The organism is Paraburkholderia panacisoli, assembly GCF_008369935.1.
GTDB classification, from domain to species: Bacteria; Pseudomonadota; Gammaproteobacteria; order Burkholderiales; family Burkholderiaceae; genus Paraburkholderia; species Paraburkholderia panacisoli.
In genome coordinates this window covers 522,487-544,924 of the sequence record NZ_VTUZ01000001.1, presented here as the reverse complement: position 1 = coordinate 544,924, position 22,438 = coordinate 522,487, and the positions used below count along the sequence as shown (strand labels likewise).

The window sequence follows — 22,438 nt, the reverse complement described above, 5'->3', positions numbered from 1 at the left end:
GCCCGATGACGCCACACGTAAACTGCCGGGCGTCTTACCTCACATGATGTAGCAGCAGCCACCTGGTTCCACGGCAGTTGCATACGGTCGGGCGATCTTGGTCGGGAAGCGACCTTTATGCGTGCCCCGTCACGAACTTTTTCGTCGCGTGATAGCCGTGCCTTGTTGTATCGGCAACGGCATGGCCGGCCGTCTTCGCACCGCGGCCGACCGCGTGCGCGGCCTCGCGCACAGCATGCCCGCTTTTCTTTCCGGCCGTCTTGACATCGTTCTTGAACTCGTGGGCGCCTGTAGCCAGGCTTGCATGAGCCAGCGGGCTGAGGACGGCCAGTACGAACAGGATGATCGAAATTCTCGTCTTCTTCATCGCTCTGATTCTCCCATACAAGAAATGCCACTCCACGCTTCGGCCGAACCTGTTGGATAACTTGCTCGAAGGCTCCGACGGGTTGTCCGCCGCTCATAAGATACGATGGTTGAAAACGATCTCCGGCTCCGGCTGGATGCCCATCGCCTGGTATCGCCGCTCTTCCGCACGAAACTCATCGGAGTAGTCTCCGCTTTGCAGTACGTCAAGTGCCTCCGCGGCGTCGAGTCCCGCCATCACCCTTGTCGCGGAAATCATTGCCGCCGGGCGGGAAACGCCGTGCGTCAGGCAGATCTGGGCTGCCGAATTGAAACTGTTCATTTCAGCGCCGATCTTTCGGTTCTCAACAGTAGGTGCCCCGGTCAGGGCAATGAACTGGAACCGTCTTAGAGACTGCCGTGCCTGTATTCGGCTCGAGCGACACGTTCGTCAATGGAGCCGGTGCCGCAACGAAGCTACCTTCGCCAGCCGTGCCCGTAACCGCCGAAACCGATGCCGACATCGACGGAAGGCGCTGCGTAATACGCTGGCGCATTTCCATAGGCTGGCACAGGCGCATAGCCGTATGGCGGAGCGACAATGCATCCTGACAGGCTAACCGCAAGCGCAACAACACACAAAAGTCTGATCATGTTTTTCTCCGTGCGCCGATTGTAGATGGTGGCCGAATTCTGATTCGCAACGAAGTGTGTCCGAACGTAACCTGTCGTGCACAGACATTTGATTAGTTTGCCAATGGCGTTTGCGTGTTCGCCTGGCTGTGATAGTTGGCGTTCGCCGTGAGCGCGCCATGAATTACCATGACTGGGTAGAGGATGTGTTCTCAGCAATGCGGCAAGACCAGTAACGTCTGGCGGCTGCCGTTCAGTTCGGGGCGGCGATTGGCCCCTTGTGGCCGGACCCTGTCGCGCGACGACGGGCTCAGCGCGACCCACGAGAAGCTAAGGCAACTTGGAGAAAGGCAGCGGGGTGCGCGGCGAGGCGGCGTATGTCATCGCTGGCGAGCGTGTGTTCGCCTGTCGCGCGATCAATGGTACGTCGTCGAAGACGACTGCAGCTTCGTTAGCACGCCGCGTTGGAAGCGGAACCAGCCTTGCGAGCTTTGCATCACGACTTCGTCGCGTTGCCAGAACACGCGCCTGAGGGTCATGCGCTTATCCGAGCGCTGCACAAGTGGCGGATGGTCACGAAAGTCGTACAGCACCGGGCCGGAATCGGTCTGCACGAGCATGCGTGTGACGGTGTTATTTGCGTTGCCAACTTCATCGAAATGCGTCAGCGTGTTCGCGCCGATGCGATCGAAAATTTCCTTGTCGAGCATTCCCACGAAATCGCGGCCAACGCGCATGAATTGCAGTTTGCCCGAGGGCGTGACGAGCGGGCCGGAAGCATTGCCGTGTGCATGAACGCAAGCCGCGAAAGAGGTGGCTGCAAGTGCAGCGAGGAACAGTCGTCTCATGTTGCCTTTTAGATTCAATGGCGTCTCCGACGACGGAGCTCGACCTGCAATCGTTTCTTGGGAACATCGTCGTCAATTTTCCTCGGCACGTCGAAGGTCTGCAACTGGCTGCGCTGAGACGGATGGCGGCCGGCTCAGGTCGACCCGTTTGAGTCGCTCAGAACTCGCGACCTACTGTCCGCTCCAGCGGGAGCATGAGACGTTCGCCGACGCCTCATCGGCCCGTCACTCCTTCACAGGACCATTGGAGACGGCGCCTGCGACGTGGGAAAGAGACTCTGTTTCGACAGGTTCGATGATGGCAGCGAGACCAGTCTCTGATCGCGCATAGCGTTCAAATAAGGCTAGAAGTTCAGGGCGCAGTCCATCGCCGCGTTGGGCTGCGAGCGCGTGAAACGAGAGAAATGGCAGCATGGTTGAACTCCTTTCAATGAGGGACAGGCGAGCGATCCGCCGATGACGGAATTGGCGCTCCGGGCGCCCGCAAGATGCATGCGGTTCGAGCGCACCGCCCTTCGTCCGCCGGCCTCGGTTACTGTGCGATCGCATGGACAGGTTATGGCAGCAGGTCGGCACAGGCACCCCGATTCTTGCTGTCTATTTCACGTCGCTACGCCTCCTGGCGCCGTCGCTTACGAACGACGCGCGTAGTGACCATCGCCACCACAAGACGCGTGTCGGTTTATCGAGTATTGCAGCAAGAAACGGGGGGCGGCTGACTGCTGGCGCCAATACTGTTCAGACAGAGGGAGGCGATTGCGTTTCCCTCTTTCAACCACAGTCAATGAGGAATTCACCATGTCCAGGGAAGATGACAACAAGGCCGTCGTGGGCCGCTGGTTCACCGATTTCTGGGGCAAGACATGCAACCTCGACATCGTCGACGAACTTGCTGCTCCTGACATGCTTCTTCAATACTCGCTGCACGAGGCGCGCCGTGGCCGCGAGGACAAGGCATTCATGACCGATTTCCGCCGAGCGTTTCCGGATCTCAACTTCTGGGGCGCCGCTGATCTCATCGCCGAGGGGGACTATGTAGTCGGCCGTTGGGAGGGTGGAGGCACACATACCGGTCCGGCATTCAGCGATTTCCTCATTGGATCGTTGCCGGCCGCGACCGGACGGACAATGCGCTTCACTGGCACGACCGTGCTGCGGCTCAATGGGGGCAAGATCGTCGAAGAAATCGGGCTGGACGACGGCGTGACGGCGCTGCAACAACTTGGACTCCTCAAGGCAGCGTGATCGAAGGCACAGCGCTTCAGCAGTTTTTCAGCAATGCTGTGCGTATCTAACGCCATAACGGGCCGGGCGCACACCGGCCCGTTGTGGCGTTATCCGTCCACTGGGCGACCGGCTCAAACCAGTTCGACAGCGGCCGCTCGGCCGCAGACGATAGGCGACCGAAACTGGCCCGCAGTACGCGTTCGCCCGCCTGGCCGGAAAGCGGCCGTTGAAAACTCCGACTTCGTCTCTGTAAAACCCGCTCGAACTGATGCTATCGGCCATGATGGGTCATTCGCTCGTACCGTTAGTCGGACTTTCAGGCTTCGGCTCTGCGTCCGCAACCGGTCATTGGACGTTGAAATCCTACTGCCGACGCACGAATTTTCATCGCGGTGACTTTGGCAGCCTCTTCCTATTATTTCGCCACAGGCGTCAACCCGGAACCCGCGGTTGTCCGATCGGCACGCCAAGGCCGCCGCCTGCGATCACGACATCCCAATTGCGCTGTGACATGTTCAGCGATCCTCGACGGATAGCCGCCGTCAGCTGAACGGGCAGCGTCCGCACGGTTTGCAACGGCGCAAGCATGCAGGCCTCGCGGTTTATGGCGTCGGCAGATGCAATTGGCCGTCGTCGCCGAGCACGAGTCCCTGCCAGGTCGCGGGCTTGCCCGACAGTTCCCATGCCTGAATCTGAGGCGGCGTCCTGCCGATACCGCCGCTCACGCGCGCAAGCGCTGCATGCTCGAGGTCTTTGTTCATCGGCAGGTCTTTGATGGTCAGCGTAGTCATCGTCGTGCTCCTTCGGCAGCGCGGTCAGCTTGTCTGCGGACCTAGTCGTCAGAGAGCACGGAGCATGCCACTCAGGCGAAGGCCGTCGGGACGGGAGAATGCCCGCAAGAGTGATGGACGCGGACCAACAATCAATCGCTACATGTCGGAGCACGACCGTCTTTAAGGTGAGCATTTTCGGGAGCCTTTGCAACGGACGATCCGCATGCTGTCCTCTCAAAGGTTCTACCGCCATCCAGTCGGCCAGCTTGGCGGTCATTGCAATCGCGGCGGCCCGAGTGACGGTAAGGGGGCGAGCGCTGTCCTCGCGCAGGCGAAAAGTCGTCATTCGAAGTGATGGGCGGTCTAAAGACTGCGGTGCAACCCATAGCGGTCCATGGCCGGCGATCGTCCCAACGACCGCAATGGCCGATCAAGTAACGTTCGTCTTTTGCAGTCCAGTGACCGTTTGCAGATGGCGACCCGTCGTCTGAACGTCAAAACGAAGGTATGTGCGAATAACGCCTCGTGGCCGGTCTCTTCCCGATGTCTATTGACATAGGCTCGATCTGACATGGAGTCCGGGTTACGAAGCTCGGGAAGCGAGCCAACCCTCAATAAACTATGTCATCCTAACTTAATATCCGACGTCAATCGGGAGCCTGATCAGGAGCCGAAACACCCGCGAAATCGAACTACTGACACATCGGCGTCACAGCAATCGAGAGCCCCTGTCACTCGGATCCAGATACCGTCACGTATACCGTCAATGCCTCCGACGGTATCAAACGGGCCTTTGCAGAGGCTGCCCGCGTATACCGTCAGAATTACCGTCAAATTGGACCCGCTGCAACCCGGAAGGGCATTATTTAAATGACAAAAATCCCCATATTTTTCAATCGGTTAGCGCCCTGTTCTCGTCAATTTTGAGCTTATGCGAATAATTCGATACGAAACGTATGCCATTGATTTTAAAGACAATTATTTCAATGATTACTCCCACTCCATTATCTTTTGCACCTGAATATCATTGAATTTAAAGGCTTTTTGTGATGCCTATTGATCTGATACCGTCAGATATACCGTCACCACAGAAGCACTGAGAAAATCGCCCTCGCCTCCCGGCTGCCGGAGTGGTTCCTGCTGGTCCAGCACGTTCCCGTAGTAAGCACACCCACATTACCAACCCAACTGTTTCGCCGCAGTGTAGCCGCCGCGCCCGCCTGCCCTCAACCGAACATGTGTCCATCCGGATCCCATCGCTCACCTTTAACTTACCCGACATTGATCGGCCGGCCTTCGCCCGACTCATGACGACCCTCTCCGGCCGATCGAGTCAGCGAGAGACAAAAGGCAGCTTACAAGACTACTTCGGCCGTCCGATTCATTGCCGCCCGCGTCAGAAGCGTCCTGTCCCAACTCGCCGCCAGCATATCCAGCGGATGAATACAAAAGGGAGCCACGAGGGTTCCCTGTGTATATACCAGACTAGCGTCGGGCCGGTTTCTATTCCGGCCAAAACGGCATATCGATCACTCTCTGTCACGAATCCAGCATGCGTGCTTTAATCCGAAACTTGGTGGTGGTTTCAGGGGCGGCGAGCAGCAAGACCGCGAAAGCCCAATAGAGGCATCTCGCGTAAGCCAGTCCACGGCTCAGCACGCGCGAGACCGGTGAGCTTTCGCAGACCGTTCTTTGGCCGCTGAACGCGCCTCGCACTGCACGCCCTTAACCGTCATGCGATCATGAGAAGCGGGAGCATCCACTCGCACACGCGCCCGCTTTTATCGGTGACCCGGACATCCACTATGCGCCCATTCAGCGCCCTTTTCGTGCTTGTCGGTACCTTGCTCACGGCATGCGGGTATGGCGCGACCTTTCTCTTTTCGATGCACTTCCGGACCCTCGGCGGAAATGACCTCGATACTGGAGAGGCCCTCGCAGGGGCGATGGTTGGCACCTTTATCGGCGTGCCGCTCGTCGGCTGGTTCGCTCAGCGCATCGGGGCCGCGCGCATGACCGCTCTCTCAGCACTATGCGTTGGCATGGGTGTCGCAGGTTTCGCGTTCTTCGAGCGCGTGAGCCCGTTCAACGTAGTGCCCGGGTTCCTCATGGGCTTCGGCTGGGGCGCATTCTATCTGGCCGCTCCGATGTCGCTGGCCGAGCGCACAAGCGATGCGAATCGCGGCCGCTGGTTTCTCCGCCTCGGCACGTTTCAGATGACAGGCATGAGCGGCGGTCCGGCGCTCGCGGCGTTCACAATTCGCTACTGGCACTGGACGGTCGGCAGCGTGCTCTACATGATCGGCGGCCTGTGCGTGATCGCGGCGCTCATGCTGGAGATCTTCGGCCGGGTCGCGCCGCGCACGCACGCCTCGCCGGTACAGGAACGATGGCTGCGCGACGCCCGCGCGATCTTCCGTACGCGCGCCGTTTATCCGATTGCCATGATCGCCTTGGGAGCCTGTGTGTTCTCGGGCTTGATGACGTTCCAGATGTCGATGGTGCAAGGGACTCGTGCGCAAGCGAGCACATTCTTCAGCGTCTACACCGTTACGGTCGTGGCAACGCGATGGCTGCTCGGGCAATTCGTGATCAAGGTGCGTCGCGAAGTCGCCACGAAAGTGCTGCTCGTGCTGATGCTGCTCGGTATCGCGGCGATGTTCGCGGTGCCGTATCACGTGTTGTTCCATGCGGCCGGCGCGGTGTTGCTCGGCACCGGGTACGGGCTCGTCTATCCGATCATCCAGACTCAGGCCGTCAACGATTCCAGTGCAACGTATCGGCACGCCACGCTAACGTGGTTCGTCACGTCATATTTCATCGGCGTGTTTGGCTTTCCGGCGCTCGGAGGTTGGGTGTTGGTCCATTGGGGCAAAGGCACGCTGCTGACGCTCATCGCCTTGTGTGGACTGACGGCGCTGCTGCTCGCGATCGTGCGGGACAGGCGTGGCATCGATGCGCTATCGAACGCATGACGAAACGGTCCGGATCAAAAAAATAGCCTGAGAAAGTCCAGACAGGAAGGCGCCGAAACCCGTCGGCACATTGCCGAAGCCGCATCCAGCGGCTTCCGCAAAAGCGGTATGGACGACACGGCGCCCGCCGATCTGATGGCGCAGGCGGGACTCATGGATGTCTGCTTCCACAAGCATTTCGAATCGAAAGAATAGTGATCTGCACCGCTCGGTTTCCGGGCTGACGCATGTCTGTCTTCCGAAATTACAGCAAACTATTGCATCCACCGGTTGAATCCGCCGAAGTGCTGCTGCCATTGCGGCCCCTGCTGCCCCTGCTGCCATCGATCGGATCGGACCACTGGGCAATTGGCGCTCGCCGAACCGCGATATGCGACGGCCACCGCTGGTCAAGGTTGCCCGAATGCCGCGGCGAATTCGTCCGAATAGATCTCGGCCAAAGCGACGCGCAACGCCGCCGCACGTTCTTCGCCATACACCGCTTCGAATCGGTTCTGAGCCTTGCGCCACAGGCGGTTGGATTCGGTGAGCTTGGCGCGGCCGGCCAGCGTAAGCTCCACGCGGCGACTCCGGCCATCGTCGTCGTCGGGCCTCTGCACGAGATAGCCGTCACGTTCGAGTGGCTTGATGTTGCGCGCGAGCGCCGACCGGTCGAGCACCATTGCGTACGCCAGTTCGGTCATGGTCGGGCTACCCGCTCGTTCAATCTGAACGAGGATCGAGCGCTGCGCCGTGCTGATCCCGCACGGCGTCAACGCCATGTCGTAAAGCTGCGAAAGCCGGCGCGTAGCCTTGCGCAGCGCGGCGCCATTGCAGACGAGTGGATCTTTGGGACTCGACGGTGACACGGGGTGCTACTCCGTTATATTCGATGACCTGCCGGAACATCCTCTGCCCCGGCCCATGGACGCAGTTTAAAGCAACTTGACCAATATTGGCATATGCAAGTACATTGCAAATCAATCTATTTGCATATGCCAATATTTTCGATGAATACGATCCCAGCCGGAGCCGCAGGACCAACGATCCCCGCGGCCCACCCGCGCCTGCGCGCGATGCTGGAAGCGCCGATTGCGCCACTGCTCGCGCGGATGGGCTGGTCAAACATGCTGATGATGCTGGCCCAGTCGTCGACGGGACTCATTGAAACCTGGTTTCTCGCGAAGCTCGGCACTCAGGTGCTTGCGGGCATCGCGGTGGTCGTGCCAGTGTTGATGCTGATGCAAAACATGTCGCAAGGCGCGATGGGCGGTGGGATCTCGTCGTCGGTCGCGCGTAGCCTCGGCTCCGGCAACATGGCATTGGTCGGTCAGCTCGCGCGCCATGCTGTGGCGCTTAACGCCCTGATAGGCATCGCGTTCTCAGTGATTCTGCCGGCTATCGCGCGGCCGCTGTTCCAGATGCTCGGCGCACACGGCCCGGCACTCGACGCCGCCAACACTTACGGACACGTCGTGTTAGCCGGTCTTCCGCTGATGTGGGCGATGAACGCGCTCGCAAGCGTGATTCGCGGCACCGGCAACATGACCGTGCCCGGCGCCGTGATCTGCGGAGGGGCGGCGCTGCTGATTCCACTGTCGCCGTGCCTGATCTTTGGCATTGGGCCACTGCCGCGGCTCGGCGTCGCGGGAGGCGCGTGGGCGCTCATCGCGTTTTACGCGGCGGGCACGGCGATACTTGGCTGGTATTGCGCGAGCGGGCGCAATCCAGCCCGCCTGTTGCGCGGCCCGCTGCACTGGGCGCCGATGCGCGGCATCCTCACGGTCGGTGGTTTGGCCTGCCTGAATCCGCTCTTGACGAACGCCCTGATCGCGCTGACCGGCGCTTCCGTTGGCGCGTATGCAGGCACTGCGGCGCTCGCCGGCTACGCCACTGCCGCGCGCCTGGAATATCTGCTGATGCCAATCGCATTCGGTCTCGGCGCGCCGATGGTCGCGCTCGTCGCCGCAAACATCGGCGCAGGGCAGCGCGAACGCGCGCGGAGCATCGCGTTGACGGGCGGCGCGATGGCGTTTGTACTCGCTGAACTGGTCGGCATCGCGGCAGCGCTTTGGCCGCACGCATGGCTGGTCCTGTTCGGCGCAAACGAACAGCTATTGCAGACCGGCTCGACCTGCCTGCGCATCATCGGCCCGTTCTATGGTTTCTTCGGACTTGGCTTCTCGCTGTACTTCGCAGCGCAAGGCGCGGGCCGGCTCGCATGGCCACTCGGAGCGGGGGCGCTGCGACTCGCGCTGTACGCGGGCGTCGGCGCGCTGGCTCTGCGAGTCACTGGATCGCTCCCGCTGTTTTTCGCAATCGGCGCGGGCGCAGCGGTCACGTACGGTGCAATCATCCTCTGGTCGGTCGCGTCAGGGCGCTTGTTCGTCGTGAGCCAACGCCGCGGCAGCTGAATCATAGGGATTACAAAATGAAAATCCTGGTGCTAGGAGCCGGTGCTATCGGCGGATATTACGGCGCCAGGCTGCTCGAATCAGGCGCAGACGTCACGTTCCTCGTGCGACCGAGGCGGGCGGCCGTGCTCGCAACCGTCGGGCTGAGGGTGCGCAGCGCGCTCGGCGACTTCGACGCGCCAGTGCACGCAGTGCAAGGCGACACGCTGAAGTCGGCATATGACCTGGTTCTGCTGAGCCGCAATGCGTTCGCCCCCTTGACGCCGCGATCACAGATTTCGCACCAGCAGTCGGTTCGCATGCGGTCGTGCATCCATTCCTGAACGGCCTTCGCATGTACGACCGCCTCGATGCGTGTTTTGGCCGCGAGCGTGTTGCGGGCGGCGTGTCATATATTGCAACAGCGCTCGGCGCCGACGGCATCATCCGTCATGACGTCGAAAGTCAAAAAGCTCGCGCTGATAGCGTGCGTGCAGGAAAAACCGCGATGGAAAATGAGCTCAGTCGTACTGTGGATGCGCTCCCGGGTCTGGTATGGACCGCCCTGCCTGACGGCCGCATTGAATTCGTCAATCGCCCCTGGTGCGAATATACGGGACTTTCCGTAGAGCAAGCGTCGGGCGAGGGCTGGCAGACGGCGGTCCACCCCGACGACAGGCCCGCGTTGCTTGAATCCTGGCGAGCCGTCGTCACCTCCGGCGAGCGGGGCGAGGCGGAAGCGCGAATGCGTCGCTTCGATGGCACGTATCGCTGGTTTCTATGCCGTGTCAGCCCGATTACCGACGCTGCCGGCAAAATCGTGAAGTGGTGCGGGATCGACACGGACATAGAGGACAGGAAGCAGGCCGAAGCTGCCCTGCGGGCCCACGAGCAGCGCTTTCGGCTGATCGTGGACAGCTTGCCGACGCGGGTCATCCTTTTTACGCCGGAGGGTGACGTTTTGCACGCCAACCGCCACACGCTCGACTACGCCGGGGTGACCCTCGAGGAGCTGAGGGCATGGAAGACCAACGACCTGACCCATCCGGATGACCGAAAAGCGGTTATTGCCCGGTTTCGCGCGTCGCTCAGCAGGGGCGAGGCCTATGACGCGGAATCGCGTCATCGCAGGGCCGACGGCGTCTATCGTTGGTTCCACGTGCAGGGCTTTCCATTGCGCGACAACGAGGACCGAATCGTTCTCTGGTATTTCCTGCAGACGGATATCGAAGAGCGCAAGCAGGCGGAGGCGCTGCTGGCGGGCGAGAAGCGCCTGCTCGAAATGGTCGCCATGGGGCTGCATTTACCCAAGGTTCTTGATGAATTATGCCGGCTGGTTGAAGAGATCGCGAGCGGTTGCCTTTGCAGCATCTCGTTGATTGATCCCGGCGACATGACATTCCAGCGGGTGAATGCGCCAAGCCTCGGGGCGACCTACACCTATCCTCCGAGTGGCAGCCCCGTCCGCGGTGACTCGGGGCCCAGTGAAATGGCAGCGTCCCTCAAGGAACCGGTAATCACATCGGATATCGCGTCCGAGTCACGCTGGCCACGAGCATGGCGCGACCTGAGTCTCGCTCACGGACTGCGCGCGTGCTGGGCAACGCCGATTCTGTCGCGTACACACGAAGCGCTGGGAACTGTCACGATATTTCGGTCTGAGCCCGGAGCCCCTACTCCGTTTCAATCCGACCTGATCGTACAACTCGCACACATTGCGAGCATTGCGATCGAGCGTGCACGGAGCGACCTCGCACTGAAGCGAAGCGAGGAACGTTTCCGCGCGATCGTGGACACGACACCGGAATGCGTGACAGTTCTCGCAAACGACGGAACGCTGTTGTGGGTCAATTCGGCTGGACGCCGCGCTTTCGGTTCGCCGCGCGCGGAAGGCGTGATCGGAAAGTGCTACTTCAATTTCGTCGCTCCAGAGCATCGCGCGCGATATGTCGAGTTCAACAGGAACATTTGCTCGGGCAAGGATGGCTTCCTGGAATTCGACTTCATCACGCTGCACGGTGTGCGTCGGCACCTGGAAACCCATGCCGCGCCGATGCACGACAGTGACGGAGCGATCGTGCAACTGGGCGTGACGCACGACATCACGGCGCGCAAACAGGCGGAGGAGCAACTGCGCAAGAGCGCGGTGCTTATGGCCAAGGTGGAGCAGCTCAGTTTGAGCGGAAGCTTTTGCTGGCGTCCAGAGACTGGCTCATTCACCTGGTCGGAACAGCTCTATCGCATCTTCGGGATCGATCCAGGGGTGCGGATCACGATGGACATGATCGCGGCGCGAGTCCACCCTGGCGACCTTCATCTACTGGATGAAATGATCGAGCGGGCGCAAGACGGCGAGCACCTGGAGCTCGAACACCGTCTGCTACTGTCCGACGGCTCGGTCAGGTACGTGCGCATTCAGGCTCACGCCACGCGTGACCCGCAGGGCTGGCTGGACTACATCGGCGCCGTCCATGATGTCACCGAGCGCCGGCAGTCCGAAGGAGCGCTCTACGGCCTGCGCGTCGAATTGGCCCACGCAAGCCGGGTCAACAGCCTGGGGGCGCTGACGGCCTCGATTGCGCACGAGATCAATCAGCCGCTGGCCGGCATCATGACCAACGCTAGCACCGGCCTGCGCATGCTGAGCGCGCGGCCGCCTAATGTCGAGGGCGCGCTCGAGACCGTCCGACGCACGATCCGCGACGGGCACCGCGCTTCGGAGGTGATAGCGCGTCTGCGCGCACTGTTCAGCAAGAAGGCCGTGACGACGGATGCGGTCGATCTGGTCGAAGCCGCGAATGACGTTATCGAGCTGCTGCGCTTCGAGGTCCGCAAAAGACGGATTGTGCTACGGCTGGAAACGGCCGCTGACCTGCCACCCGTCAAAGGCGACAGGGTTCAGCTCCAGCAGGTGGTGCTGAACCTGCTTCTCAACGCCGTGGAGGCGATGAATGGCGTCGACGACCGTCCGCGGCAGATGCTGGTCAGGATCGAACGCGACGATGGCGACTGTGTCCGGCTTGCCGTGACCGATTCCGGAGTGGGCTTCGACCCGCAGCACGCGGGTATGCTCTTCGATGCGTTCTACACGACCAAGAAGGAAGGTATGGGCATAGGTTTATCTGTGAGCCGCTCCATCATCGAAAGCCACGGTGGGCGCCTGTGGGCCACCACGAACGAGCGTTTTGGTGCCACATTTTCATTCACCATCCCGTGTCGACCGGAGCGCATGGCGGCGGCAGACCGTCCTGTTAACACGAGCCTGTCAGCGGACACGGACACGGAGCAGACCGTGGGGAACCCGTGATGGCCGAACGCTCGCTTATCGCGGTGGTCGACGACGACGAGTCGGTGCGCGAATCGCTGCCGGACCTGTTGCGCGAGTTCGGCTTTGCAGCCCGGCCGTTTGCTTCGGCGGAGGAGTTCCTGGCTTCCGGTTGTGTCGGCGAAGCGCACTGCCTGATCCTCGATATCGCCATGCGCGGCATGTCCGGCCGCGACCTGCAGCGCGAGCTCCGGCGGCGCCGGCAAACCGTTCCGATCGTCTTCATCACGGCGCATGGTGACGAGGCCCTCCGCCCACGCATGCTCGAACAGGGTGCCGTCGAGTGTCTCTTCAAACCATTCAGCGACACCGCTCTGCTCGAGGCGATCCAGGCTGCGCTCCGGCTCGAATAAATCATCCAGGTACCTATGAATGGAGTTCGCAATGACACCCGCTCATGCAGTTGAACGTGAATTGGAACTATCGTCGGCGCAAGCCACGCCGGTCGTCTTCGTCGTCGATGACGATGTCTCGGTGCGTGAGTCGCTTGAGGCAATGATCCACTTTTCCGGTCTCACCGCAGAGACGTTTGCTTCCGCGCAGGACTTTCTTGGGCGCCCGCGCGCGATGGTCCCGAACTGCCTGGTGCTGGACCTCAGTCTTCCCGATCTCAGCGGCCTCGACCTGCAAAATCTCATTGCATCCGAGCGTACCGACATGCCGATCATCTTCATCACCGGCTACGGCGACGTCCCGACGACGGTGCGGGCCATGAAAGGTGGGGCGGTTGATTTTCTCACCAAGCCCTTTGACGACCAGGTTCTGCTCGATGCCATCCGGCATGCCATCGAGCGCAGCCGCGCGGCGTTGAGCGAGGCGGCCGAGATCAAGGCGATCCAGAATCGCTACGCGTCACTCAGTCGACGCGAGCGGGAGGTCATGGCGTTGGTGGTCTCCGGCCTCCTGAACAAGCAGGTGGGAGGCGAGTTGGGCATCAGCGAGATCACAGTGAAGGTGCACCGAAAGCACGCCATGCGAAAGATGAACGCCCGCTCGCTCGCCGAACTGATAAACATGGCGGGAAGACTTCATCCTGGCCGCGCACCAAGGGCGGCGCTGCAAGGCGTCCCGTGAAGGATTGGGCGCGTCCCTGCACTCCGATGGATGCGCCAGTCTGGATATCGCATCACTGTACTCTCAGCGCAACAGGTGTCTCCTCGCTATACCCGCCTCCGAGCGCCTTCGACATCGCGATGTCCTGACTCGGGCGCTGCCCGTCGGCTTCCAGCATGGAGATGCGTTCGAGCAACACAGCCTGGCGGGCGTCCATCGCCGTCTGCCGGCTCGCGACACCCCTTTTATAGCGCGCTTGCGCACTCGCCTGGGCGAACGACACGGCATCGATCTTCTGTACCTGCAGCTCGGCTTCCTCGTCGAGGTCCTGAAGCCTGCTACCCGCTAGCGCGACATCGCACACGGCGTTCAGCACGGCCTGGTTGTACTGCGTGATCAGTACATTGCTGGCCGTGCGCGCGCCGCTTTCACCCGGTGGCCGAAGCCCCTGCCAAACTTATCGCACCAGCGTCGGATCGTCTCGTATGTCACGGTGATACCGCGCTCGAGGAGCAGTTCCTCCATGTCGCGCAAGCTCAACTGAAAGCGGAAGTACAAGCGAACAGCGCAACCGATGACCTCGGCCGGGAAACGGCGGCCGTGATAAAGCGATTTCGATTTCGTCATCACCATCTTACGTGACCGAACCAACGACCTGACAGTGCCCACTGGACATTGGAGGTAGTGCCAAACCCAACACGCTCGATAAGCTCATGTTTAGTCGTCGGCCGTGCATTTTCCTACGCTCAGATTGGCGCTAAAACTGTCTCCTGCCAACGACGCGATTGCGACCGATGCAACGCATGCTGCTTTGCCACCGCACTCAACCGTCGAGAAGAGTGCAATTGCAACACTATGCGTGTACTCAAGAGGTAAGGCAGGTGCTATGGCGAGTACGCTCGCTCCGCAGAAGAAGGTAAAGACTTGGCGGGCAAAAGGCAGGTTTGCGATGGCGAGCGTACCAATGAGGCCCATCAGTACCTTCGACGCCACCAGGGCGATCAGCCAGGTCGAGCCGATCGAGCCGCCGAGTTCCAGCGGCGCCTCAAACGCTGCCCAGCCACAGACAACGATGACAGATGCTTTGAACAGGCGTTCCGATTTAGGTGTCAACTCCGCTGGATCCTTGGGAATGGGTTTCGAAAAATCCTCTCTGTAGTCCATCGGGTTGATCAAGTCGGCTGTTTTCCAGTGATCCACGAGAATTCCTCCTATGGGCGGGGCGTGTGCTGTTATTACGAACTCGCCATGCTGAGATGCCTAAGGGCGGGTTGAACGGCTGATGCTACGAACGGGCGGCGACGCACCTGCACCTGCGCTGACATGAAAATACATGCCGGTGGATACACTGGTCGGCCGCACAGCCGACCCGCTCCTCGCCAGCTTCGGGTCGATGTCGTTTATCGAATCCGGGCGTCAAGGGCTTGCACTCGCGTGGCATGGAAAAACTCCTGAAAGTTGTCGTCCAGGACGCGAGGTTAGGCCGAAGGCGGTGCAGAGCGCCATTGCACGATGGTGTTAGCGACACCTCAATATTCGTGGGAAGGAGTGTCGTGTCATCCTGATCACAAAGTGTAATTGCGGCTGCGCTGGGAATACCCTAAATTGGTTCGCACACCGACGCTCCAAATGGGTTACTCCTCGACTGGCATGGCCTTCCCGCTATGCCCCGGGCTATTTTTCGGTGCTCAAGCGTGAGCTCGCGTCTACATCCCATACATCACTATTGGACTTATCTCATGCTCGATTGGGAAAAAATACGATTCAGAACATCGATTCTCGCCTCAAAGGACTGTCCACACGCACGCCGGACACCGTCCGCGGTTGTGCCCTTGTCGCTGGTGCCGGCGCATATACCCATATCTCGGCGCGAAGACGCGCGAACTCATCGCGCTGGCCGTCGCAGTCGCCACGCTCTGCGATGGTTGCATTGCGTTTCATGCGGCCGAAGCCGTGAAGCTCGGCATGTCCGATGAGGAGATCGCAGAAGCACTGGGCGTTGCGATCAACCTGAACACCGGCGCTGCCATAACGTGCAGCACGCACGTGCTGGATGCTATGGACAAGCTGAAGTAAGCCTAATCATTCAAACACACTGACATAAGCCCATCATGAGCGACCCCACGCTTCCGCCCGGTTACCCGACAGAGGTTCGAGATTCCCCACATCCGGCCTCCTGGCTTTCTCTAGCTCTCTTGTGACGAACTGACTCACACTCTCGATAGCTCGAATATAGGTGATTACAATTAGCACTTCTTAATGGTTCATTAAGAACTCGAAATCACTGTAGCAATCTAGAGGCCGCGCTGATGAACGCGCCTCCCCAACGATGGAAACCTGACGATGACTACCCCAACGAACGACGCACTTATCGGGGACACCCCCTTCTTCCCAGTAACAACCGGCAATTCAAAGGAGGCAATGATGCCCACAGCCAAAGCCCAACCAGGCAAGACACTGCTTGACCCCAGCAATCACACGCTAATCATGATTGATCACCAGTCGCAAATGTCGTTCGCCACCAGATCGATCGACGCCGTCTCGCTGCGCAACAACGCGGCGCTCGTGTCAAAGGCCGCGAAGGAGTTCAACGTTTCGGTGATTCTCACGACGGTCGCCGAGAAGACCTTCTCGGGCCCGATTTTCGACGAGATCCGCTCGGTGTTCGCCGAAGTGGACGTTATCGACCGTACCACCATGAATACATGGGAAGACGCGCGCATTGCCGAGCGCGTCAACGCCATCGGGAAGAGCAAGATTGTCCTCGCCGGGATGTGGACATCGGTCTGCATCGTCGAACCGGCGCTGTCGGCGCTCGAGCAGGGGTTCGAAGTGTATGTGATCGCCGATGCCTGCGGCGACGTCTCCGACGAGGCGCACGAGCGCGCCATGGAGCGGATGATCCAGTTAGGTGCACGCCCGATGACGTCGCTGCAGTACCTGCTCGAACTGCAACGCGACTGGGCACGCAGCGAAACGTACAACCAGACGGTGGCAACATCGATCCAGCACGGCGGCGGTTACGGTCTCGGTCTGATCTACGCGAAGACCATGTTCGGCGGCAGCGAGGGGCACTGACCTCGCGCAACAGTGGCCGGCGCGTACGCGCGCCAGCCACTGTTTTCGTGATCCGACGAGGCGAGCAAGGTGAGTTGATGAAAGTGTATTTATTGTCACTGGGGGCCGGCGAGCTGGTCGGCGTCATTTACAGCCTGATGCATGTGCGTTCGCCGGCGCCGCCGCTCGTCGCGCTCATCGGCCTGCTCGGCATCCTGGGCGGCGAGCAGATCATTCCCGTAAGCAAGTATCTTCTTTTCGGCCAGCCAACTTCGACGGCTCCGCACGAGTCGCATGATGCGGCGCACATGCCCGGGATGCTGCCCAACCGTTGCTCAGTCAAGCAGGCTAGCCGCGAGAATGCCAATATCAAGGAAAAACGCTCGTGAAAACATCTGCAACATCCCCTGATCTTATCCTGCGCAACGGCCGCTTCACGACGCTGAACCGGGCAAACCCCACAGCGAGCGCGGTCGCCATCAAGGACGGGAAATTCATCGCCGTTGGCGACACTGCCGACATCATGTCGATGGCAGGTACTGCGACAAAGGTGATTGACCTGAAGGGACGATCCGTTCTGCCGGGACTCATCGACAATCACACACACGTCGTGCGCGGCGGCTTGAACTTCAACATGGAACTGCGGTGGGACGGCGTGCGAACGCTCGCCGATGCGATGAACATGCTCAAGCGCCAGGTGGCCGTTACGCCGCCATCGCAATGGGTCCGTGTGGTCGGTGGCTTCACCGAGCAGCAGTTCGCCGAGAAGCGGCTGCCCACGATCGCGGAACTGAATGCCGTTGCACCCGATACGCCGGTGTTCATCCTGCATCTTTACGACCGGGCGTTGCTGAACGCCGCGGCGCTGCGGGTGGTCGGCTATACGAAAGACACGCCGGAGCCGCCCGGTGGACAGATCATGCGCGACGGCGACGGCAACCCGACCGGGCTGCTGCTTGCCAAACCGAACGCGATGATCCTGTACGCGACGCTGGCAAAGGGGCCGAAGCTGCCGTTCGACTATCAGCTCAACTCGACGCGCCATTTCATGCGCGAGCTGAACCGGCTCGGCGTGACAGGCGTGATCGACGCGGGCGGCGGCTTCCAGAACTACCCCGATGATTACGAAGTCATCCAGAAACTCGCGAACGACGGGCAGATGACCGTGCGTCTCGCGTACAACCTGTTCACGCAGAAACCGAAGGCGGAGAAGCAGGACTTCCTGAACTGGACGAAGACATCGAAGTACAAGCAGGGCGATGACTACTTCCGGCACAACGGTGCAGGCGAGATGCTGGTGTACTCCGCAGCGGACTTCGAGGACTTCCGCGAGCCGCGGCCGGACATGCCTCAGCAGATGGAAGACGAACTGGAAGGGGTCGTGCGCGTGCTCGCCGAAAACCGCTGGCCATGGCGCATGCACGCAACCTATGACGAGACCATCAGCCGCCCGCTGGATGTCTTCGAGAAGGTCAACCGGGACATTCCGCTTGACGGCATCAACTGGTTCTTCGACCACGCCGAGACGATCTCCGAACGTTCGATGGACCGTATCGCGGCGCTCGGCGGCGGCGTGGCGGTGCAACACCGAATGGCCTACCAGGGCGAGTATTTCGTCGAACGTTACGGCGCGGCCGCGGCCGAGGCGACGCCGCCGATCGCCCGCATGCTCGAGAAGGGCGTGCGCACCGCGGCGGGCACGGATGCCACGCGTGTCGCGTCGTACAACCCGTGGGTGTCGCTTGCGTGGCTGGTGACGGGCAAGACGGTCGGCGGCCTGCGCCTCTATCCGCAGCGCAATCGCCTCGACCGCGATACGGCGCTGCGGATGTGGACGGAGAAGGTCAGCTGGTTTTCCAGCGAAGAAGGCAAGAAAGGCCAGATCGCCGTGGGGCAGCTTGCTGACCTGATCGTTCCCGACCGCGACTTTTTCGCCTGCACCGAGGACGAGATTGCAGGTACGGTGGCGGATCTGACGATTGTCGGCGGCCGCATCGTGTTTGGCGGTGCAGCGTTCGCTCATCTCGACGACAACGCGCCGCCTCCGGCGATGCCCGACTGGTCGCCCGTGCGCCGCTTTGGTGGCTTCGCGGCATGGAAGGATTCGAAGGGCGAAGGCGAGGCTTCGTTGCAACAGATGGCGGCGTTATCGTGCGGCTGCCCGAATGGTTGTGCCGTGCATGGCCACGACCATGCGCGCGCCTGGTCGAACAATGCGCCGGCGTCGGATCTGCGTTCGTTCTGGGGCGCGCTCGGCTGCGCCTGCTGGGCGGTCTGACATGAGCACGCACGCACAAGGGAATCCGCCCTGGATCGCCGCGCTGCTCGCGCCGCGCTGGTTGCCGCTGGTGGCGCGCGTGGCGCTCGTGTCCGCGTATCTGATCGGAGGTGTGGCCAAGCTCGCGAATTTTCATGCCGCCGTGCACGAGCAGGCGCATTTCGGGTTGCATCCGGGATGGCTGTGGGCAGCGCTCGCGATCGTCGTCGAGCTGGGCGGCTCGGCGTGCGTGACCTTCAGCCGCTTCGTGTGGCTGGGCGCGGGCGCACTGGGTGCATTGACGGCCGTGGCGATGTTCGTCGCGAACGACTTCTGGAACCTGACGGGCGACGCGCACTTTTTCGCGTTGAACGCCTTCTTCGAGCATCTCGGGCTCATCGCTGCGCTTGTCATGGCGACACGCCTCGCCGGCGTCAAACATTCCTCCGGCCATGCCGGTGGTCAGTAAATACCTTAAGGGACCCTCACCATCATGGGTAATCTCCGTTCGCTGGCAGCGACATCGCTTGCCGCCATCTGTCTCGCAGCATTGTCAGTCGCGTCGGCCACACCGCCAGGACTTCGTCAGCTAGTTGCGGAACCCCAGCTCGCTGTGGGTCCGCAATACGACACCACCCATGTCTATGTCGCGCCGGAAGACTTCGACAAATTCACCGATAGTCTCGTTGCAACTTTCGGTGGGCACAAGTCGCAACAGGGCGTCTTTCAGGTGACACCCACGTCGAGCAAGACGATGTCGCAACTCGTGTTCACGCCGGTCGGCACGTTGTCGGTGTTCGGCTTCAAGACGCCTGTTCCGTATCCGTTCGGTAGCGAGCGCACGGGATATCTCGTGACCAACATCGACGCGGCCGTCAAATCGGCCAGGCGGTACCATGCTGACGTCACTGTGGCGACGTTCCCCGATCCGATCGGTCGGGACGCGATCATTACCTGGCCGGGCGGCGTCGACATGCAGTTGTACTGGCACAACCAGGCGCCGAACTATGAATCTTTGCAGACGGTGCCCGAGAACCGGGTCTACGTGTCGCCGGAGCGCGCCAATGCACTGATTCGCAACTTCGTGGCCTTTTCGCACGGCAAGGTCGTCTCCGATGACCGCACGGCGCCCGGTGTCGAGATTGGCCGGCCCGGCGATACGTACCGGCGTGTGCGGATCGACTCGGGATTCGGCAGGATGACGGTGCTGGCGACCGACGGCCACTTGCCCTGGCCGTTCGGCCGGGAGATGACCGGTTATGAAGTGACGAATCTCGCCGACACGCTGCAGAAAGCACAGTCGGCAGGCGTCACTGTGCTGGTCCCGCCGTTCACTTCGGATAAGCGCGAAGCCGCGCTCGTGCAGTTCCCCGGTGGTTACGTCGCCGAAATTCATGCGGCGCAGTAGGCGCGGCATGCGCGCCGCTGCTTGCAAGCGCGGGCATGCATGACGAGCGTGCCCATGCGGTCCGCTCCGATGTCATCCCCGGCACAGGAGATGATCGCTGAAATCTGAAGACGGCGTACTCGCCGCCATCGCGAGCTGTGTCGATACGTTCAGCTTTGTCGCACTTTTCAGGCTGTTCACTGCGCACGTTACGGGGAACTTCGTGCTGGTCGGCGCCGAAGCGGGAGGCTTAGGCCAGGGCGCGTTCATGAAGCTGATGGCGTTCCGCATTCGCTGCGGACGTGGTCGTCAGCAGCGTGCGGTGAAGAGCGTCGAACCCGCAACGCCCGATCGCACGGCGTGTCTTCGCTATCCCGTGCAGGCGGCGCTCATACTGGCGTTTTGATTCACGGGTGTCGGCGTCTTGCCAGTCGTACATGCGGACAGCATGCCCGTCATCGTCTACAGGATGGTCGGCGCAGCGGCAATGGGTGCGCAGACGGCTTGTCGCGCCTCCCGGCGTGTCCAACACCGTGAGGGCGGGCAACGTGACGCAGGTCGTTCTCGACGCGATCGACATTCTGCCGACGCGGCATTGTCGGGAGGGTATAGGTCACCGGGGGATGAAAGCGCTCCGGCAATCCGACTTGCCTTGAAATCGCGCGATAGCGATCCGGATTGCCTGATCGAAGCTGGATTCGGTGGCCAGATGACGATTGTCGATTGATACAAGCCAACCGCGCGCAGAATTGCACCAGCGGATGCGACGCTCTTCGTAGAGATTGGAAAACAACCGCCACAGGTCAGCATCTTCCTGATTCGCGGACGCCGCCGCCATGAGCCGACGCAACTCGAAGTTTGTCATTGCATTCACAACCACCTCACCCGTGCACGTGGTCGCGCTTACAGGCGCTCGATTGCAACCGCAATTCCCTGCCCAACCCCGATGCACATCGTGCAAAGTGCAAAGCGTCCCTGCGTGCGCTGCAATTGATACATCGCCGTCGTGACCAGTCGCGCGCCGCTCATGCCAAGCGGATGGCCCAACGCAATGGCGCCGCCGTTCGGATTGACGCGTGCATCGTCATCCGCGACACCCAGCGCGCGCAACACCGCGAGGCCTTGCGACGCGAACGCTTCGTTCAGTTCGATCACATCGAACTGGTTGATGTTCATGTTCAGACGCGCGAGCAACTTTTGCGTCGCGGGCACCGGCCCGATGCCCATCACGCGCGGATCGACGCCGGCCGTTGCGATGCCCAGCACACGCGCACGCGGTGTCAGGCCATAGCGCTTCGCGGTCTCTTCGTTTGCCAGCAGCAAGGCCGCCGCGCCATCGTTCACGCCCGACGCGTTGCCCGCCGTCACCGTACCGCCAGGACGCACGACGCCCTTTAGCTTTGCCAGCGCCTCGAGACTCGTTTCGCGCGGATGTTCGTCCTTCGAGACGACGATCGCATCGCCCTTCTTTTGCGGAATCGTCACCGAAACCATTTCCTGCGCGAACGCGCCGTCCTGCTGCGCACGCGCGGCCTTCTGCTGGCTGCGCAGAGCGAATGCATCCTGATCCGCGCGGCTGATGTTGTAGTCGGTTGCGACGTTTTCGCCCGTCTCCGGCATCGAGTCGACGCCGTAAATCTGCTTCATCAGCGGATTAATGAAACGCCAGCCTATCGTCGTGTCGTAGATGTCGGCCTGACGCGAAAACGCGCTGGTTGCCTTGCCCATCACGAACGGCGCGCGGCTCATGCTTTCCACGCCGCCCGCCACCATCAGACCGGCCTCGCCCGACTTGATCGCGCGCGCCGCAATGCCGACAGCGTCCAAGCCCGAGCCGCAGAGACGGTTCACCGTGGATCCCGCCACGTCCTTGGGCAACCCCGCCAGCAGCAGCGACATACGCGCGACGTTGCGGTTATCCTCGCCCGCCTGGTTCGCGCAGCCGTAGATGATGTCGTCGATCGCGCTCCAGTCGACTTCCTTGTTGCGCTCCATCAGCGCCTTGAGTGGCACCGCGCCCAGATCGTCGGCGCGCACCGACGACAGCGAACCCGCATAGCGGCCGATCGGCGTGCGAATCGCATCGCACAGAAGAGCCTCGCTCATACTGTCTTCTCCAATTTGAGGTTGCAGGAGCTCCGTGGCTCCTTCAGTTGCAACCTTTACCTATCAAAAGATCCGAATTG

The 22,438-nt window shown here is 61.1% G+C and carries 23 protein-coding genes and 3 pseudogenes; 14 read left to right on the top strand and 12 right to left on the bottom strand.

Annotation, left to right across the window (positions count from 1 at the left end):
* Positions 1 to 115: 115 nt before the first annotated feature.
* The 4 genes from FVF58_RS02495 to FVF58_RS02475 form a co-directional block, all read right to left on the bottom strand.
* Positions 116 to 367, bottom strand: coding sequence for a hypothetical protein (locus tag FVF58_RS02495; RefSeq protein ID WP_149668330.1), 252 nt, complete (start codon positions 365 to 367; stop codon positions 116 to 118).
* A 93-nt stretch (positions 368 to 460) separates the two neighbouring features.
* A complete protein-coding gene (locus FVF58_RS54640; protein ID WP_149668329.1) occupies positions 461 to 688 on the bottom strand; it encodes a thioredoxin domain-containing protein in 228 nt (75 codons plus the stop codon).
* Positions 689 to 1,394: 706 nt separating this feature from the next.
* On the bottom strand, positions 1,395 to 1,826 hold the full coding sequence (locus tag FVF58_RS02480; RefSeq protein ID WP_149668364.1) for a hypothetical protein: 432 nt from the start codon (positions 1,824 to 1,826) through the stop codon (positions 1,395 to 1,397).
* A 225-nt stretch (positions 1,827 to 2,051) separates the two neighbouring features.
* Positions 2,052 to 2,240 carry a hypothetical protein gene (locus tag FVF58_RS02475; RefSeq protein ID WP_149668328.1) on the bottom strand — a complete coding sequence of 63 codons (189 nt, stop codon included), beginning with the start codon at positions 2,238 to 2,240 and terminating at the stop codon, positions 2,052 to 2,054.
* 384 nt (positions 2,241 to 2,624) lie between these two features.
* On the opposite strand from FVF58_RS02475, the gene FVF58_RS02470 reads away from it, so the two are divergent.
* A complete protein-coding gene (locus FVF58_RS02470; RefSeq protein ID WP_149668363.1) occupies positions 2,625 to 3,071 on the top strand; it encodes an ester cyclase in 447 nt (148 codons plus the stop codon).
* 584 nt (positions 3,072 to 3,655) lie between these two features.
* On the opposite strand, the gene FVF58_RS02465 is transcribed toward FVF58_RS02470, so the two are convergent.
* Positions 3,656 to 3,844, bottom strand: a complete 189-nt coding sequence (locus FVF58_RS02465) for a hypothetical protein (protein ID WP_149668327.1) — start codon at positions 3,842 to 3,844, stop codon at positions 3,656 to 3,658.
* A gap of 1,787 nt (positions 3,845 to 5,631) precedes the next feature.
* Here FVF58_RS02465 and FVF58_RS02460 point away from each other — a divergent pair.
* Positions 5,632 to 6,801, top strand: a complete 1,170-nt coding sequence (locus FVF58_RS02460; protein WP_149668326.1) for an MFS transporter — start codon at positions 5,632 to 5,634, stop codon at positions 6,799 to 6,801.
* 389 nt (positions 6,802 to 7,190) lie between these two features.
* Here FVF58_RS02460 and FVF58_RS02455 read toward each other — a convergent pair whose 3' ends face one another.
* On the bottom strand, positions 7,191 to 7,649 hold the full coding sequence (locus FVF58_RS02455; RefSeq protein ID WP_246216901.1) for a MarR family winged helix-turn-helix transcriptional regulator: 459 nt from the start codon (positions 7,647 to 7,649) through the stop codon (positions 7,191 to 7,193).
* A gap of 141 nt (positions 7,650 to 7,790) precedes the next feature.
* Between FVF58_RS02455 and FVF58_RS02450 the strand changes: the two genes are divergently transcribed.
* The 5 genes from FVF58_RS02450 to FVF58_RS02425 are packed head-to-tail and all read left to right on the top strand — an operon-like array spanning position 7,791 to position 13,572.
* Positions 7,791 to 9,194 (top strand): MATE family efflux transporter, encoded by a 1,404-nt coding sequence (locus FVF58_RS02450; protein ID WP_246216900.1) that lies wholly within the window; start codon positions 7,791 to 7,793, stop codon positions 9,192 to 9,194.
* A 17-nt stretch (positions 9,195 to 9,211) separates the two neighbouring features.
* A complete protein-coding gene (locus FVF58_RS02445) occupies positions 9,212 to 9,517 on the top strand; it encodes a 2-dehydropantoate 2-reductase N-terminal domain-containing protein (protein WP_281291112.1) in 306 nt (101 codons plus the stop codon).
* A complete protein-coding gene (locus tag FVF58_RS02440) occupies positions 9,502 to 12,480 on the top strand; it encodes a PAS domain S-box protein (RefSeq protein ID WP_281291111.1) in 2,979 nt (992 codons plus the stop codon). Before FVF58_RS02445 ends, FVF58_RS02440 begins: the two co-directional genes overlap by 16 nt.
* Entirely contained in the window at positions 12,480 to 12,851 is a 372-nt protein-coding gene (locus FVF58_RS02430; protein WP_149668325.1) for a response regulator, read from the top strand. The genes FVF58_RS02440 and FVF58_RS02430 overlap by 1 nt, the downstream gene beginning before the upstream one ends.
* 31 nt (positions 12,852 to 12,882) lie before the next feature.
* Positions 12,883 to 13,572 (top strand): response regulator transcription factor, encoded by a 690-nt coding sequence (locus FVF58_RS02425; protein ID WP_149668324.1) that lies wholly within the window; start codon positions 12,883 to 12,885, stop codon positions 13,570 to 13,572.
* A gap of 52 nt (positions 13,573 to 13,624) precedes the next feature.
* On the opposite strand, the gene FVF58_RS02420 is transcribed toward FVF58_RS02425, so the two are convergent.
* The 3 genes and pseudogenes from FVF58_RS02420 to FVF58_RS02410 all read right to left on the bottom strand — a co-directional run bounded on the left by FVF58_RS02420 (position 13,625) and on the right by FVF58_RS02410 (position 14,751).
* Positions 13,625 to 13,927, bottom strand: coding sequence for a TolC family protein (locus FVF58_RS02420; RefSeq protein ID WP_188130686.1), 303 nt, complete (start codon positions 13,925 to 13,927; stop codon positions 13,625 to 13,627).
* A 74-nt stretch (positions 13,928 to 14,001) separates the two neighbouring features.
* Positions 14,002 to 14,178, bottom strand: a pseudogene (locus FVF58_RS02415) (IS6 family transposase); the annotation flags it as partial.
* Positions 14,179 to 14,268: 90 nt separating this feature from the next.
* Complete coding sequence (locus FVF58_RS02410; RefSeq protein WP_149668323.1) at positions 14,269 to 14,751, bottom strand: hypothetical protein; 483 nt, start codon at positions 14,749 to 14,751, stop codon at positions 14,269 to 14,271.
* Positions 14,752 to 15,290: 539 nt separating this feature from the next.
* Between FVF58_RS02410 and FVF58_RS02405 the strand changes: the two are divergent.
* From FVF58_RS02405 to FVF58_RS54395, 7 genes and pseudogenes are all read left to right on the top strand, one after another.
* Positions 15,291 to 15,627: pseudogene (locus FVF58_RS02405) on the top strand (carboxymuconolactone decarboxylase family protein).
* Between the two features lie 348 nt (positions 15,628 to 15,975).
* Positions 15,976 to 16,629 (top strand): hydrolase, encoded by a 654-nt coding sequence (locus tag FVF58_RS02400; RefSeq protein WP_149668322.1) that lies wholly within the window; start codon positions 15,976 to 15,978, stop codon positions 16,627 to 16,629.
* Between the two features lie 77 nt (positions 16,630 to 16,706).
* Positions 16,707 to 16,997 (top strand): DUF1427 family protein, encoded by a 291-nt coding sequence (locus FVF58_RS02395; protein WP_149668321.1) that lies wholly within the window; start codon positions 16,707 to 16,709, stop codon positions 16,995 to 16,997.
* The gene (locus FVF58_RS02390) at positions 16,994 to 18,886 is read left to right on the top strand and encodes an amidohydrolase (RefSeq protein ID WP_149668320.1); all 1,893 of its coding nucleotides are present in this window, start codon (positions 16,994 to 16,996) and stop codon (positions 18,884 to 18,886) included. Before FVF58_RS02395 ends, FVF58_RS02390 begins: the two co-directional genes overlap by 4 nt.
* Position 18,887: 1 nt before the next feature.
* Positions 18,888 to 19,334, top strand: coding sequence for a DoxX family protein (locus tag FVF58_RS02385; RefSeq protein WP_149668319.1), 447 nt, complete (start codon positions 18,888 to 18,890; stop codon positions 19,332 to 19,334).
* A 24-nt stretch (positions 19,335 to 19,358) separates the two neighbouring features.
* Entirely contained in the window at positions 19,359 to 20,273 is a 915-nt protein-coding gene (locus FVF58_RS02380; protein WP_149668318.1) for a glyoxalase, read from the top strand.
* A 97-nt stretch (positions 20,274 to 20,370) separates the two neighbouring features.
* Positions 20,371 to 20,469: pseudogene (locus FVF58_RS54395) on the top strand (DUF1275 domain-containing protein); the annotation flags it as partial.
* A gap of 33 nt (positions 20,470 to 20,502) precedes the next feature.
* Here the strand turns inward: FVF58_RS54395 and FVF58_RS52455 are convergent.
* Genes FVF58_RS52455 through pcaF form a run of 3 tightly spaced genes read right to left on the bottom strand, consistent with a single transcriptional unit; the run spans position 20,503 to position 22,358 of the window.
* On the bottom strand, positions 20,503 to 20,832 hold the full coding sequence (locus FVF58_RS52455) for a hypothetical protein (protein WP_246216899.1): 330 nt from the start codon (positions 20,830 to 20,832) through the stop codon (positions 20,503 to 20,505).
* A 33-nt stretch (positions 20,833 to 20,865) separates the two neighbouring features.
* A complete protein-coding gene (locus FVF58_RS02370; RefSeq protein WP_149668317.1) occupies positions 20,866 to 21,117 on the bottom strand; it encodes a hypothetical protein in 252 nt (83 codons plus the stop codon).
* 38 nt (positions 21,118 to 21,155) lie between these two features.
* Positions 21,156 to 22,358, bottom strand: coding sequence for a 3-oxoadipyl-CoA thiolase (gene pcaF, locus FVF58_RS02365; protein ID WP_149668316.1), 1,203 nt, complete (start codon positions 22,356 to 22,358; stop codon positions 21,156 to 21,158).
* Between the last annotated feature and the right edge of the window lie 80 nt (positions 22,359 to 22,438).